The following is a 14,490-nucleotide window of genomic DNA, read 5'->3' on the forward strand; positions in this document are numbered from 1 at the left end:
CTGGCCCAGGCCTCGACCCATCCCGTCTCCTCCGCCCTGGTCGCGGCGGCGGCGGCGCGCGGCATCGCGCTGCCGATGCCCGGCGCCGTGGCCGAGGTGGCGGGCGGCGGTGTCTCCGGCGTGGTGGAGGGCCATCGGCTGCTGCTCGGTTCCGAGGGTTTCCTGCGCCGCTCGGGGGTGGAGCCGCAGGATGGCTTCGGCATCAACGCCCAGGTGGCCACGGCCGCGTCCTCGGTCGCCTGGCTGGCCATCGACGGCCAGGCATCCGCCGTCTTCGTGATGGCCGACGGCCCGCGCCCGGAGGCGCCGCGCGCCATCCGGCAATTGCGCGCGCTGGGCATGCGGCGCGTCGCCATGATCACCGGGGACCGCGCGGCGGCGGCGGCGCCGATCGGACGCGCGCTCCGCCTCGATGAGGTGCGGGCGGAGCAGGAGCCGGCCGACAAGATCGCCAGCGTGCGGGCCGAGGCGGCCAGGGCGCCAACGGCGATGGTGGGCGACGGGATCAACGACGCGCCCGCGCTGGCCGCCGCCGATGTGGGCATCGCCATGGGCGCCCATGGCACGGCGGCAGCCTCCGAGGCCGGGGATGTCGTGCTGCTGGTGGACCGCGTGGACCGGGTGCCGGAGGCCATCGCCATCGCCATGCGCTCGCGCCGCGTCGCCTTGCGCGCCATCGGGCTCGGCATGGGCTTCTCGGGTCTGGCGATGGCCGCCGCCGCCGCCGGGTGGCTGACGCCCCTCGCCGGGGCCGTGGTGCAGGAAGCCATCGACATCTTTGCCATCCTCTTCGCCCTGACGGCATTGCGGCCGGGCCCGCATGAAGCGGTGCCGGCCAGCCTTCCCGCCGGTAGCGGCCTGACGGAGCGGCTGCGGGAACATGGCGGGCTGCGCCAGCTGACCAGCACCCTGCGCGAGACGGCGGAGGCCATCGGCACGCAGCCAGACATGCTGCCGGCGCTCAGGGCGCTGGAGCTGAAGCTCCGGCAGGACCTGCTGCCGCACCAGAGCGCGGAGGAGGCATCCCTCTTTCCCGAGGCGGCGGAGCGGCTGGGCGGGCGCGACTCGATGGCCCCGCTGATCCGCATGCATGCGGAAATCGAGGGTCTGGTGGAGCAGCTCGGGATGCTGGTGCGGATGGCGGAGCGGCAGGAGAAGCGGGAGGCGGCGCTGCCCGAACTGCGCCGCACCCTCTTTGCGCTGGAGGCGCTGCTGAGCCTGCATCTGGCCATGGAGGAGGAGATGCTGGAAGGCTTCTCCGATAACAGCGCGCCGGCACGGCCGGTGGCCGCGGCCGCCTAGCGGAAGCGCCGGGCGGCTGGCCGCCTGGACAGGTGGGCGGCCAGCGGCGAGGGTGGCCCGCCACCGGAGCCTTGCCTTTCATGTTTCTCGCCAGCCTACCGCCCCTCCCCGCCCTGCTGGCCACGCTGGGGGCCGCGCTGCTGGCCGGGCTGGCGCGCGGCTTTTCCGGCTTCGGCTCGGCGCTGATCTTCGTGCCCCTGGCCAGCGCGGCCCTGGGGCCGAAGATGGCGGCGCCGCTGCTGATGCTGGTGGACAACTTCACCACCCTGCCCCTGCTGCCCCCCGCCTGGGGCAAGGCGGACCGGCGGCAGGTGGCGGTGCTGGCCGCGGGTGCCCTGGTCGGCGCCCCCGCCGGCACCTGGCTGCTGCTCCAGGCGGACCCGGAGATGCTGCGCTGGGGCTTCTGCGGGCTGGCGCTGGCCATGCTGGGGCTGCTGGCCTCCGGCTGGCGCTACCATGGGCGGCCGGCGGTGCCGCTCTCGCTGCTGGTGGGCGGGGCCTCCGGCGTCTGCTCCGGCGCGGCGCAGATGGGCGGGCCGCCGGTGGTGGCCTATTGGCTGGGCGGCGCCATCCCGGCCTCGCGGGTGCGGGCCAACCTGATGCTCTTCTTCGGCATCAACGGGCTGATCAGCGCCGGCGTCTATCTGCTGGGCGGGCTGCTGGGGCTGGAGGTGCTGGTGCTGGCCCTGCTGATGGCGCCGATCTATGCGGTGGGTGTCTGGGGCGGCAGCAAGCTCTTCGGGCTTGCCAGCGACGCCGCCTTCCGCCGCGCCTGCTTCTGGCTGATCGCCCTGGCGGCGGTGGTGGGCCTGCCGCTCTGGGACCGGCTGCGCTAGCCGCCGTGCCGATTCCCGGCCTAGCCTTCCCCCCATAACAGGGAGAAAATGCATGCCTGAGATCATGGTATTCGCCGCCGAGGGCCGGACGGTGGATCAGAAGCGCGGGCTGGTCAAAGACCTGACCGATGCCATGGTGAAGAACTTCGGCGTCCCGGCGGAATCCGTGACCGTGCAGATCGTGGAATCCTCGAAGGAATCCAAGGCCAAGGGCGGCGTGCTCTTCAGCGACCGCTGAAGGCAGGCCGGGGGCGCCACGGCGGGCGCCCCCTTACCATCTTACGTCCTTACCGCTTCAGCAGCAGCTCGGCGATCTGCACGGCATTCAGCGCCGCGCCCTTCAGCAACTGGTCGCCGGCGACAAACAGCGCCAGCGAGCGGCCGGAGGGATCACCGATATCGGTGCGGATGCGGCCCACCAGCACGTCATCGGCGCCGCTCGCCTCGGAGGGCATCGGGAAGTGGTTCTTCTTGCGGTCGTCCACCAGGCGCAGGCCGGGGGCCTTGGCCAGCAGGGCGCGCGCTTCCTCGGGCGAGACCACCTCGTCGAATTCCACCGTCAGCGCCATGGCATGGGCGCGCAGCACCGGCACGCGGATGCAGGTAATGCCGATGGGCAGCGACTGCGCGTCCAGGATGCGGCGGGTTTCCGCCACCACCTTGGTCTCCTCCCCGTTGTAGCCGGTCTCGACATCCATGTCGGCGTTATGGCTGAAGAGGTTGAAGGCATAGGGGTGCGGCAGCACCTTGGGCTCGAAGTCCTCGCCGCGCAGATAGGCGGCGGTGGACTCGCGCAGTTCCTCCATCGCAGCGGCGCCGGCGCCGGAGGCCGCCTGGTAGGTGGCGGCGGTCAGGCGGCGGATCGGGTGCGCGCGGTGCAGCGGCGCCAGGGCCACGGTGGCGATGGCGGCGACGCAATTGGGGTTGGCGATGACGCCACGGTGGCCGGCCAGGTCCGCCGCATTCACCTCGGGCACCACCAGCGGCACGTCGGGGTCCATGCGGAAGGCGGAGGAATTGTCCACCACCACCGCGCCGGCCTTCACCGCCGCCGCCGCATAGCGCTTGGAGATGCCGGAGCCGGCGGAGAAGAGCGCGATATCCACGCCCTCGAAGCTCGTCTCGTCCAGCGCCTCGATCACCAGCTCCTCCCCGCGGAAGGGCAGCGTCTTGCCGGCGGAGCGCGGCGAGGCCAGCAGCTTCAGGCGGGAGAGCGGGAAGCCGCGCGCTTCCAGGCAATGCAGCAGCTCGACGCCCACGGCGCCGGTGGCGCCGACAATGGCGACAACCGGGTTGGCGGCCTCCACCTGGCGGAAGGGCGCCTCGGCGGCGGGTTCAAGGGTGGTGCTCATGAAAGTCTCTCATCCGTTGGCCGGGAGAGACGGGGCGCCTGTCCGGCGCTGGCCCCGTCCGTCTCCGGCGGGGCCTTCTGGTGCTTATGCCGTGGCGATCACCGCGCAAGCACCGAAGGACGCCCCGCCGGAGCGGTCGTCTTGGTAATGCGCTTAATGATGACGGTCGCGAACATGGCGGAATGCTTAGGCATGGCGGGGGGCCGCCGTCAACTCATTCCACCCGCAGCGCGGCGCGCATTTCCGCCGCCCCCGCCGGGTCCGCCAGCATCTGCAACCGCCCGGCCGCCAGGCGGGCGTAGCGCAGCAGCAGCGCGCGGCGCCGCGCCGGGGCCAGCTTGTGCTCGGCGGGGTGGCGCAGGATGGCGGCCTCCCCGTCATCGGCCACGATCAGGCCGACATCTTCCGGAATCAGTTCCTGCGGGAAATCCAGGTCCACGGCGAAGTAAAGGCGGTCGCACCAGTCGCGGTATTCCCACCATTTATTGTCGGTCTGGAAGTCCCGGGCGCAGCTTTTCACCTCGATGGCGGTGAAGCCGCCGTCGCCATCCAGGGCCAGCAGGTCCATGCGCCGGCCATTCGGCAAGGGTACCTCGGGCACCGCTGTCCAGCCCCGCTGCGCGCAGAGGCGGGAGGCCGCGCGGCAGACGCGCAGCGTGCGTTCGGGGGGAAGCAGTTCGGACATGGCAGGCTAGTTCGCACTCTGTTCCCTGGCCGGTCAAGGGTTATGGGGCTAGGGAAGGCCGATGGCGGACGAACTCCCCTTCTGGAAGACCAAGACGCTGGCGCGGATGAGCCGGGCGGAATGGGAAAGCCTGTGCGACGGCTGTGGCCGCTGCTGCCTGCACAAGCTGCGGGACGAGGATACCGAGGAGCTGGTCTGGACCACGGTCGCCTGCCGGCTGCTCGATACCCAGAGCTGCCAGTGCCGCGACTACCCCAACCGCCGCGACCATGTGCCCGATTGCGTGAAGCTGACGCCGAGGAAGCTGGCCAAGATCGACTGGCTGCCGCCTTCCTGCGCCTATCGGCTGGTGGCGGAAGGCAAGGACCTGCCGGAGTGGCACCCGCTGATCTCGGGCGACCCGGAGACGGTGCATACATCCGGCGCCTCGGTCCGGGGCCGCGCGGTGCCGGAGCGGCAGGCGCGGGACCTGGAGGACCACCTGGCCGAATGGCCCGGCACCTGGCCCAGCCCGCCCGGCTCCCGCTAGCTTTCCCACCACAAGAAGGACCGTCCGTGTGAAAGAACCGCTCCGCTGCCGTCCGCCCGCCACCGGCACCGTGCAGATCGACAATGAGGACATGCGTGTCATGCGCTGGGATTTTCCGCCCGGCTCGGAGACCGGCTGGCACCGCCATGGCTTCGCCTATGCCGTGGTGCCGCTGCATGCCGGCACCATGTTGATCGAGTTGCCGGAGGGACGGACCATGGATGTCACGCTCAGCCCCGGCGTCTCCTACGAGCGTTCGGCCGGCACCGAGCACAACGTGGTCAATGCCGGCACGGAGCCTTTCAGCTTCGTCGAGATCGAGCTGAAGTCCCGCCCCGGCTGACCCCGCGCCGGCGGCGGGTGCAAAACCCCGCCGCCCTGGCCATATGCCTGTTGTTTTCCTGAAGATTCCGAGGTGTCCCTCCGTGCCCATTGCCGCGCTGGATGTCGATTTCGAACGCCTGCTGGCGGTGGCGCCCCATTCCTACATGCTGCTGGACCCGGGTTTCGCCATCGTCTGGGCCAATGACGCCTATCTGGCGGCGACAGGGCGGCAGCGTGAGGACATCGTCGGCCGCAATGTCTTCGACGCCTTCCCCACCGGGCCGCATGACCCGGAAGGGCATGGCGCGCGGCAGTTGCGCCATTCGCTGGAAACGGCCTTGCAGACGCGGCAGCCCGATGTGCTGGCGCTGATCCGCTATGCCATTCCGCGTGAGACCGAGGCCGGCATTGTCTTCGAGGACCGCTACTGGAGCGCCAGCCACACCCCCATCCTGGATGAGCGGGGCGAGGTCTCGCTGATCCTCCAGCAGACGGATGACGTGACGGAGCTGCAATCGCTGCGCCTGGGCCTTGCCGGGCAAGCAGAGGCACCCGCCACGGGGCGGGAGAGGTTGGAGGGCAATATCTTCCGCCGCGCCAGGGAAGTGCAGCAGGAGAAGGAGGAGCTGGGCGCCGAGCGCACCATGCTGCGCCGCCTGCTGGAACAGGCCAGCGCCTTCGCCGCCTTCCTGCGCGGGCCGGAGCATGTCTTCGAGATCGCCAACCATGCCTATCTGCGGCTGGTCGGCCGGCGGAACGTTCACGGCCAGCCGGTCCGCCAGGCCCTGCCGGAGCTGCAGGGCCAGGGCTTCTTCGAGCTGCTGGACCAGGTCTATGCCTCCGGCACCGCTTATCATGGCCAGGCCATGAGCGTGTCCCTGCTGGATGAGGACGGCGTCACCCTCAACGACCGGGTGCTGGACTTCATCTACCAGCCCATCACCGAGCCGGATGGCGCCGTTTCCGGCATCTTCGTGCTCGGCAGCGACGTGACGGAAGGCAAGCGCGCGGCGGATGAGCTGGAGCGCTACAAGAACCGGCTGGAAGAGATGGTGGCCGAGCGCACCCGGGCGCTGGAGGAAAGCGAGGCCGAGCGCCGCCGCACCGAGGCCGCCCTGCAGCAGAGCCAGAAGATGGAGGCGATCGGCCAGCTCACCGGCGGCGTCGCGCATGACTTCAACAACCTGCTGCAGATCCTCTCCGGCAACCTGCAACTGCTGCAGCGCCGGCTGAACGACCCGCAGGACCTGAAGCGGCTTTCGGCCTCCCTCGGCGCAGTGGAGCGCGGCGCCAAGCTGGCTTCCCAGCTGCTGGCCTTCGCCCGCCGCCAGCCGCTGGAGCCGCGCGCCATCCATCTCGGCCGCATGGTGCGGGAGATGGACGAGCTGCTGCGCCGCGCGCTGGGCGAGGCCATAGGGGTGGAGACGGTGATCGCCGGCGGGCTCTGGAACACCCTGACCGACCCGGACCAGGTGCAGAACGTCATCCTCAACCTCGCGGTCAATGCGCGGGACGCCATGGGCGGCAGCGGGCGGCTGACCATCGAGGCCGGCAATGCCATGCTGGATGAATTCTACTGCCGCCAGCATGAGGAGGTGAGGCCGGGCCAGTATGTGATGCTGGCGGTCTCCGACACCGGCTGCGGCATGACGCCGGAGGTGCTGGCCAAGGCCTTCGAGCCCTTCTTCACCACCAAGCGGGATGGCCGGGGCACCGGGCTCGGGCTCTCCATGGTCTATGGCTTCGTCAAGCAGAGCCACGGGCACATCAAGATCTATTCGGAGCCCGGCGTCGGCACCACCGTCCGCATCTACCTGCCCCGCACCTTCGAGGCGGAGGAAGTGGTGCCCGACCTGTCCTCCACCCCCATCGAGAGCGGCAGCGAGACCATCCTGGTGGTGGAGGACGACCCGGTGGTGCAGGCCACCGTGGTCGATCTGCTGAAGGACCTCGGCTATACCGTGCTGCGCGCCAATGACGGGCAGAGCGCGCTGACGCTCGCCCGCTCCGGCATCGAGATCGACCTGCTCTTCACCGATGTGGTGATGCCGGGCCCGGTGCGGGCGCCGGAGCTGGCGCGGCAGGTGCAGGCGCTGCTGCCCGGCGTCGGCGTGCTCTTCACCTCCGGCTATACCGAGAATGCCATTGTGCATGGCGGGCGGCTGGACCCGGGGGTCAACCTGCTCTCCAAGCCCTACCGGCGGGAGGACCTGGCGCGGAAGGTGCGCCATGCGCTGAACAACCGCGGCCAGGCCCAGGCCGCCCCTGCCCAGGCCGCCGACCAGCCGGTGCCGGCGCAGCAGCAACAGCAGCCGCAGCCGCGCCCGGCCCAGCCGGTGCGGGTGCTGCTGGTGGAGGACGACCCGCTGATCCAGATGGATAGCGAGGACATGCTGGCCAGCCTGGGCTGCCGTGTGGCCGCCGTGCGCGACGGGCGCGGCGCCCTGCGGGAACTGGCGCGGGGCAGTTTCGAGGTGCTCTTCACCGATATCGGGCTGCCGGGCATCTCGGGTGTCGAGCTGGCGCGGCAGGTGGTGGCGGAGCACCCCGGCATCCGCGTGATCTTCGCCAGCGGCTTCGGGCAGCAGGAGGAAGCGCGCGCCGCCGTGCCGGATGCCATCTTCGTCACCAAGCCCTATGGGCCGCGGGAGCTGGAAGTTGCCCTGCAACAGGCCATGGCGGCAGGGGATTGACGGCGCCCGACCAGGAGGAGGTGCTGCTCGGCCGCCACCTCTGCCCCGTGGTGTGGCGCGTCTCGGCCCGGGCCCGGCGTGTCTCGCTGCGCATCGATGCCGTGCGGGGCGCGGTGGTGGTCACGCTGCCACCGCGGGCGCCGCGCCGGGCGGGGCTGATGCTGCTGCGCGCCCATGCCGCCTGGGCCACCGGCGCCCTGGAGGCCCTGGCCCCCGCCGTGCCGCTGGAGGATGGCGCCGTGGTGCGGCTGGGCGACGTGCCCCATGCCATCCGCCACGAGCCTGACCTTGCCGGGGCGCTGCTGGGCGATGGTGAGATCGTGGTGGGTGGCCCGGTCCGGCACCTGCGCCGCCATGCCCTAGCGCTGCTGCGGGCGGAAGCCGGCCGCCGCATCTCGCCCCGCGCCACGCGGCATGCCCGGGTGCTGGGCGTGGCGCCGCGCGCCGTGCGGCTGAAGGATACCCGCACCCGCTGGGGCAGTTGCGCGCCGGATGGCACCCTCGCCTTCTCCTGGCGGCTGGTGATGGCCCCGGAATGGGTGATGGACTACGTGGTGGCGCATGAGGTGGCGCATCTGCGGGAAATGAACCATTCCCCCCGCTTCTGGGCCCAGGTGGCGCGGCTGAGCCCGCACCGGCTGGCGGCGCATGACTGGCTGCGCCGCCATGGCGCCGGGTTGCTGCGCGTCGGCTGAGAATGGGGTGACGGACCCCGGCGGCCAGTGCATACCCTGGAAGCAGGTCTGCCAAGGAAGAACGCCATGATCGTGCTTGTCACGGGTGCCACCGCCGGCTTCGGCGCCGCCATCGCCCGCCTTTTCGCCAAGGATGGCGCCCGCATCATCGCCATCGGCCGCCGCGCCGAGCGGCTGGAGGCGCTGCGGGCCGAGCTGGGCCAGGACAAGGTGCTGCCGGTCGCGCTGGATGTTCGCGACACCGCCGCCATCGCCCGCGCCATCGAGGGCCTGCCGGCGGACTGGGCCGAGATCGACCTGCTGGTCAACAATGCCGGCCTGGCCCTGGGGCTGGAGCCCGCGCAGCGGGCCACGCTCTCCGACTGGGAGACGATGATCGACACCAATACCAAGGGGCTGGTGGCGATGACCCATGCCGTGCTGCCGGGCATGGTGGCGCGGGACCGCGGGCATATCGTCAATCTCGGCTCCACCGCCGGCGAGTGGCCCTACCCGGGCGGCAATGTCTATGGCGCCACCAAGGCCTTCGTGCGCCAGTTCAGCCTGAACCTGCGCGCCGACCTCTTCGGCACCCAGGTGCGCGTGACGGATATCGAGCCTGGGCTGGTGGGCGGCACCGAATTCTCCAACGTGCGCTTCGGCGACGATGCCAAGGCCGCCGCCGTCTACCAGGGCGCCGATGCGCTGACGCCGGAGGATATCGCCGATGCGGTGCACTGGGTGGCCACGCGCCCGGCGCGGGTGAACGTCAATACGCTGCAGGTGATGCCGGTCTGCCAGAGCTTCGGTCCGCTGCGCGTCCACAAGGCCTGAGGCCACTGGCCACCGGGGCGCCCCGCCCCGGTGGCGCGTTCAGGCGGCCAGGGTGCCGTCGCCGGAAGGTGCGTTCTCCTGCCCCGGCACCGGCGCGGGGCGGCCGAGCAGATAGCCCTGCACCTCGTCGCAGCCTTCCGCCCGCAGGTGCTCCAGCTGCGACTGCGTTTCCACCCCTTCCGCCAGCACCGGGATCTCCAGCGCCCGGCCGATGCCGATCACGGCGCGCAGGATGCCCACCGCCTGCGGCGAGGTATCCAGCTCCGCCATGAAGGAGCGGTCCAGTTTGATCTTGTCGAAGGGAAAGGAGCGCAGGGTGCCGAGCGAGGAGTAGCCGGTGCCGAAATCATCGATCGCCACATGCACGCCCAGTGCCTTGATGCGCTCCAGCAGCGGCAGGGTGCGGCTGCGGTCCAGCATCAGCGTGCTTTCGGTGATCTCCAGCTCCAGCCGCCCGGCGGGCAGCCCGCTGGCGGCCAGGGCCTGCTCCACCTGGCGGGGCAGGTCCGGCTGGCTGAACTGCACGGCGGACAGGTTGACCGCCACCCTTCCGAGTTGCGGATTGGCCGCCGCCAGGGCGCAGGCCTCCCGCAGCACCCATTCCCCGATCGGCAGGATCAGCCCGCTTTCCTCCGCCAGCGGGATGAACTCGGCGGGCGGAACCGGGCCGCGCTCGGGATGGTTCCAACGCAACAGCATCTCATGGCCGCAGGGCTCGCCGGTCTGCAGGTTCACCTGCACCTGGCAGAGCAGGTGGAACTGCCCCTCCGCCAGCGCGAGGCGCAGCTCATCCTTCATGCGGCGGCGGTGGCGTTCCGCCGCGTCCATCTCGGCGTGGTAGAAGCTCAGGCCGCGCGTGGCGGAGGACTTGGCGCGGCGCATCGCGAGGTCCGCATTGGCGCGCAGTTCCTCGCCGCCCCGCGCGTCGGCGGGAAAAAGCGAGACGCCGATGGAGGCGGTGATGGAGACCTCGGCGCCGCCGCCGATGTAGCTGGGCTCGGCCAGCAGCCGCTCCAGCCGCGTGATCACGTCGAAGACCTCCACCGCCTCGGTGAAGGGCAGCAGCACGCCGAACTCGTCGCTGCCCAGCCGGGCGGCGAAGGCGCTGGGCGGCACCGCCTGGGTGATGCGGCGGCCGATGCCGCGCAGCAGCGCATCGCCGCCGGTATGGCCATGCAGGTCGTTCACCTCCTGGAAGCGGTCCAGGCCCAGGTGCAGCATGGCCAGCGTGGGCACCACCTTCCGCCGCTCCGCCGCCCGCAGCGTCTGTTCCATGCGCTGGGCGAAGCGGGCCCGGTTGGGCAGGCCGGTCAGCGGGTCATGCACCGCGAGGTGCAGGATGCGCCGCTCATGCTCCCGCCGCTCCCGCAAATCGCGGAAGGCGAAGACGCGGAGGCCGGGGGAAGGCATGTCCTCCCGCACCACCACCTCCACCTCCAGGCTGGAGCCGCTGGCATGGTGCAGCCGGCCCTCGCGCGGGGCGCTGCCCAGGCCCTCCGCCGCCAGGGGCAGGGACAGCAGCGGGCCGGGCAGCGGCTGGCCCAGCAGCCACGGCCGCTCGCGCCCCAGCATGGCGGCGAGGGTGTCATTGGCCTCGACGATGCGCCCGCCCCGCACCACCGCCAGCCCTTCCCGCGCCGAATCCGCCAGGCTGCGCAGCCGGCTACGGGCATCGGCGCGGGTGCGGTGGTCGATCATCCAGGCGGCGGCGGCGGCGGCCATGACCAGCAGCCCCACGGCCGCCACCGTCAGCGCCAGTTCCGGCCACACCACCGGTTCCGCCGCCGCGCCCGGCAGGGTGACGGAAACGGCGGCCATGCCGGTGAAATGCAGCGCCGCCACCGCGAGGCCGAGGCAGAGCGGCCCCAGCAGCCGCTGCCAGGACCTGCCGCCACGCAGCGCGAGGTGCAGCGCCAGCATGCCGAGGCCGCACCCCAGCAGCAGCGAGGCCGCGACATAGCCGGGGTCGTATTCCACGATGGCGCCATGGCCCAGCGCCGCCATGCCGGCGTAGTGCATCAGGCCGATGGCAAGCCCCAGCCCGGCGCCGCCCAGCAGCCGGGCCCCGCGCCAGGGCGCCACCGCCACCGCCCCCGCCATGCCCCAGCCCAGGATGGCCAGCAGCAGCGACCACAGCGTCATCAGCGGGCTGAAGCCGAGGGAGGTGGCGGGCTGGTAGGCCAGCATGGCGATGAAATGGGTGCACCAGACAAAGGCGCCGCCGGCCACGCTGCCGAGCAGCAGCCAGCCGGCGCGGGACCAGCCCTCGGCTTCCGCGCCCCGCCGCAGCAGCACCATGGAGACCGCCGCGCCGGCAAGGCAGATGACCGCCGCCAGGAGAAGGAGCGCTGGGTCGTGTTGCTCGGCCAGGCAGCTGAAGACACGAGGCACGACCGGTTCCTCCGGATAGTCTGTATCTTGCCGGGGAGTCGCCTGTTCTGGCCGCCCGCCCGGCTTCGCGCCGGTTTAGCGGTTTGCGCCCGTATTGTCTCGCGAAACCGTGATGCGCGCTCGCGGGGCCGCGCGCTTCATTCCACCAGCACGGGCGTCAGGCCGTGCCGGCGGGCGGCGGCGGCCAGGGTGCCGTCGGCCCGGGCGGCGGCAAGAAAGGCATTCACCTCCGCCAGCCAGGCCCTGTCCCCCTTCCGGACCGCATAGGCATAGAGCGAGTTGCCGAAGGCCCCGGGCGGCTCGATCACCCTGGCCCAGTCCTGCGCCTGCAGCACGCGGCGGGTATAGGGATAGTCGCTCATGAAGGCATCGGCGCGGCCGGCCAGCACCTCCTGCTCCCGCGACAGGGGCGAGCGCAGCACCAGCAGGTCGGCGTGCCGCAGGGTCTCGCGCATCAGCGGCTCCATCCGCGTGCCGGCAACAACGGCGATGACATTGCCGGGGCGGTCCAGGTCCGACCATTGCCGGACCCGGGCGGAGCTGCGGGGCGTGACGGCATAGACCGGGCTGGCGAGGTAGGGCTGGCTGAAATCCACCCGCTTCTCACGCTCCGGCGTGATGCCGACCCCCATCATGGCGAGGTCGCAATCCCCCTGGTCCAGCCGTTCGGCGAATTCGGCGAAGCTGGTCTCGACAAAGCGCAGCCGCACCCGCAGCCGGCGCGCCAGTGCCTCCGCCATGTCGATATCCATGCCCTCCAGCGTCCCGGTGCGGGGGCTGCGCCAGGACATGGCGAAGTAATCCGGCCAGATGCAGACCCGCAGCTCCCCACGCGCGCCGATCTCGGCCAGCCGCCCCGCCTCCGCACCCTCCGCCCTCACGCCGCCCAAGTGGAATATCTCGCAAAAGGCAAGGGCGGCGGTCATGATGCCCAAGGCCATGCTACGCATCAGAGAGTTTCTCAATCATCTGCTCCGCTCACCCGGGCGGCGATCCTTCAGTGTCTCGGAGCCGCGGCCCTGGTTGCTGTTCGCGGGCGCGGTGGCTCTGGTCGGTGCCTGCCTGGCCGGTTTCTACGGCATCCTGACGCAGAGCAGCCAGCGCAATGCCACCGAGCAGGCGGAACGGCTGACGCATGGCGTGGTGGTCTCGCTGGCGGACCAGCTCACCCGCGCCATGCAGACGGTGGAATTCATCCTGGAGGACCTGACCGAACGCACGGCGCCCGAGGAGCGGGCGGAGGCGGTGCGGCTGCTGGCGCAGCGCACGCGCCATATCTCGCAACTTCGCGCCCTGCTGCTGGTGGATGCCGAAGGCACCGTGGTCACCGCCACCACGGAGGCGGTGGTGGGCCGCAGCGTGGCGGACCGCGACTGGTTCCGCCTCCAGCAACTGGGCGCGCGGGCGGTGCGGCTAGGGGAGCCTGAGCCCGATCGCTACCTGCGCGAGCCCGGGCTGCGGGGCAGCCTGGCGGAGCAGATCGCCCAGGCGGGAATCTGGTCCATCCCCCTCTCCCGCCCCCTGCGCGGCCCGCGCGGCGAATTCGCCGGCAGCGTGGTGGCGCTGCTGAACCCGAATTACCTCGCCGGCGTCGTCACGCGGGAGGCCGAGGCCTTCGGCGTGACGGTGCGGTTGCACAGCTTCGGCGGGCTGCTGCTGGCGCGCTCCTCCGCCTCGCTCGCCGGCATCGGCGAGCCGAGCCATGCCTGGCCCTTCCGCGACTTCCTGCCGCGGCGGGAGAATGGCAGCTGGGCTGGCCCGGACCAGGAGGGGCAGGACGTGGTGGCCGCCTTCACCACCACGCGGGAGGGCCTCTTCGTGGTGGAGGCGGCGCGGCCGCTGGCCCTGGCGCTGCAGCCGCTGCACAGCCTGGGCCGGCTGCTGCTGGCCGGCATCGCGGCGGTGGCGGCGGTGACGCTGCTCTCGCTCTGGCTGCTGTTCCGGCAGGCCAATGCGCTGCGGCGCCAGGGACGGGCCCTGGCGGCCAGCGAGGCTAGCGCCCGTGCCGCGACCCGCGCCCAGGACGAGTTCCTGGCGGCGATGAGCCACGAGATCCGCACGCCGATGAATGGCGTGATCGGCATGGCCGGCCTGCTGCTGGATACCAGGCTGGACCCGGTGCAGCGCCGCTATGCCGAGACGATCAATGGCAGCGCCGAGCACCTCCTGCTGGTGCTGAACGACATCCTCGACTTCTCCCGCCTGGAGGCCGGAATCATCAAGCGCGAGGCGGTGCCCTTCGAGATCGAGCAGGAGGTCGCCACCATCGCCGAGCTCTTCTCCCCCCGCGCCGAGGCCAAGGGGCTGGAGCTGTTCTGCGACCTGGACCCGGAGCTGCCGGCCATGGTGCGGGGGGAGCCGGGGCGCTTCAGGCAGATCCTGTTCAACCTGGTCGGCAATGCGGTGAAGTTCACCGATTCCGGCTGGGTGGAGATCGCCGTCAGCGTCAGGCCGGAGGGCCAGGGGCAGGCGCGGCTGGCCTGCATCGTCAGCGACACGGGCATCGGCCTCGACCCCGCCACCATTCCGCAGTTGTTCGAGCGCTTCACCCAGGGCGACGGCTCCATCAGCCGGCGCCACGGCGGCGCCGGGCTGGGGCTGGCGATCTGTCGCCGGCTGGCGGAGCAGATGGGCGGCAGCATCGGCGCCAGGCCGCGCGAGGGCGGGGGCAGCGTCTTCCTCTTCGACATCCTTGTCGCGCTGCCCGAGGCTGCTTCCGCCCCGGCGCGGCTGCTGGATGGGCAACGGGTGCTGGTGGCGGATGACCTGGCGCGCCGGCGCGGCATCACCCAGCGGCAGTTGCGCGCCCTGGGGGCGGAGCCGGAGGAAGCCACCGCCGCCGCCGCGCCCGCGCTGCTGCGGCAGGCCAG

General features: G+C 71.5%; 13 protein-coding genes. 9 read left to right on the forward strand and 4 right to left on the reverse strand.

The window, feature by feature from the left end; genetic code table 11:
* From IBL25_RS19270 to IBL25_RS19280, 3 genes are all read left to right on the forward strand, one after another.
* Positions 1 to 1,302: heavy metal translocating P-type ATPase (locus IBL25_RS19270; protein ID WP_187780139.1), on the forward strand; the 1,302-nt coding region annotated here is incomplete at its 5' end.
* Between the two features lie 80 nt (positions 1,303 to 1,382).
* A complete protein-coding gene (locus IBL25_RS19275) occupies positions 1,383 to 2,138 on the forward strand; it encodes a sulfite exporter TauE/SafE family protein (RefSeq protein WP_187780140.1) in 756 nt (251 codons plus the stop codon).
* 52 nt (positions 2,139 to 2,190) lie between these two features.
* The gene (locus IBL25_RS19280; RefSeq protein ID WP_187780141.1) at positions 2,191 to 2,376 is read left to right on the forward strand and encodes a tautomerase family protein; all 186 of its coding nucleotides are present in this window, start codon (positions 2,191 to 2,193) and stop codon (positions 2,374 to 2,376) included.
* A gap of 49 nt (positions 2,377 to 2,425) precedes the next feature.
* On the opposite strand, the gene IBL25_RS19285 is transcribed toward IBL25_RS19280, so the two are convergent.
* Together IBL25_RS19285 and IBL25_RS19290 are read right to left on the reverse strand one after the other, a co-directional pair.
* On the reverse strand, positions 2,426 to 3,490 hold the full coding sequence (locus tag IBL25_RS19285; protein ID WP_187780142.1) for an aspartate-semialdehyde dehydrogenase: 1,065 nt from the start codon (positions 3,488 to 3,490) through the stop codon (positions 2,426 to 2,428).
* 214 nt (positions 3,491 to 3,704) lie between these two features.
* On the reverse strand, positions 3,705 to 4,175 hold the full coding sequence (locus IBL25_RS19290; protein ID WP_187780143.1) for an MmcB family DNA repair protein: 471 nt from the start codon (positions 4,173 to 4,175) through the stop codon (positions 3,705 to 3,707).
* Between the two features lie 61 nt (positions 4,176 to 4,236).
* On the opposite strand from IBL25_RS19290, the gene IBL25_RS19295 reads away from it, so the two are divergent.
* The 5 genes from IBL25_RS19295 to ydfG all read left to right on the forward strand — a co-directional run bounded on the left by IBL25_RS19295 (position 4,237) and on the right by ydfG (position 9,229).
* Positions 4,237 to 4,704 carry a YcgN family cysteine cluster protein gene (locus IBL25_RS19295; protein WP_187780144.1) on the forward strand — a complete coding sequence of 156 codons (468 nt, stop codon included), beginning with the start codon at positions 4,237 to 4,239 and terminating at the stop codon, positions 4,702 to 4,704.
* Positions 4,705 to 4,732: 28 nt separating this feature from the next.
* Positions 4,733 to 5,047 (forward strand): cupin domain-containing protein, encoded by a 315-nt coding sequence (locus tag IBL25_RS19300; RefSeq protein WP_321210474.1) that lies wholly within the window; start codon positions 4,733 to 4,735, stop codon positions 5,045 to 5,047.
* Between the two features lie 82 nt (positions 5,048 to 5,129).
* Positions 5,130 to 7,721 (forward strand): response regulator, encoded by a 2,592-nt coding sequence (locus IBL25_RS19305; RefSeq protein ID WP_202986824.1) that lies wholly within the window; start codon positions 5,130 to 5,132, stop codon positions 7,719 to 7,721.
* Complete coding sequence (locus tag IBL25_RS19310; RefSeq protein WP_187780146.1) at positions 7,718 to 8,416, forward strand: M48 family metallopeptidase; 699 nt, start codon at positions 7,718 to 7,720, stop codon at positions 8,414 to 8,416. Before IBL25_RS19305 ends, IBL25_RS19310 begins: the two co-directional genes overlap by 4 nt.
* A 66-nt stretch (positions 8,417 to 8,482) precedes the next feature.
* The gene (ydfG, locus tag IBL25_RS19315) at positions 8,483 to 9,229 is read left to right on the forward strand and encodes a bifunctional NADP-dependent 3-hydroxy acid dehydrogenase/3-hydroxypropionate dehydrogenase YdfG (RefSeq protein ID WP_187780147.1); all 747 of its coding nucleotides are present in this window, start codon (positions 8,483 to 8,485) and stop codon (positions 9,227 to 9,229) included.
* Positions 9,230 to 9,268: 39 nt separating this feature from the next.
* On the opposite strand, the gene IBL25_RS27350 is transcribed toward ydfG, so the two are convergent.
* Both IBL25_RS27350 and IBL25_RS19325 read right to left on the reverse strand, forming a co-directional pair.
* The gene (locus IBL25_RS27350) at positions 9,269 to 11,620 is read right to left on the reverse strand and encodes a bifunctional diguanylate cyclase/phosphodiesterase (protein ID WP_187780148.1); all 2,352 of its coding nucleotides are present in this window, start codon (positions 11,618 to 11,620) and stop codon (positions 9,269 to 9,271) included.
* Positions 11,621 to 11,757: 137 nt separating this feature from the next.
* Complete coding sequence (locus IBL25_RS19325) at positions 11,758 to 12,570, reverse strand: substrate-binding periplasmic protein (RefSeq protein WP_202986825.1); 813 nt, start codon at positions 12,568 to 12,570, stop codon at positions 11,758 to 11,760.
* A gap of 73 nt (positions 12,571 to 12,643) precedes the next feature.
* Between IBL25_RS19325 and IBL25_RS19330 the strand changes: the two genes are divergently transcribed.
* Positions 12,644 to 14,490 (forward strand): hybrid sensor histidine kinase/response regulator (locus tag IBL25_RS19330; RefSeq protein ID WP_187780149.1); only part of this gene is annotated, 1,847 nt, incomplete at its 3' end.

It is taken from the genome of Pseudoroseomonas ludipueritiae (assembly GCF_014490445.1).
In the GTDB taxonomy this organism is placed as follows: domain Bacteria; phylum Pseudomonadota; class Alphaproteobacteria; order Acetobacterales; family Acetobacteraceae; genus Pseudoroseomonas; species Pseudoroseomonas ludipueritiae.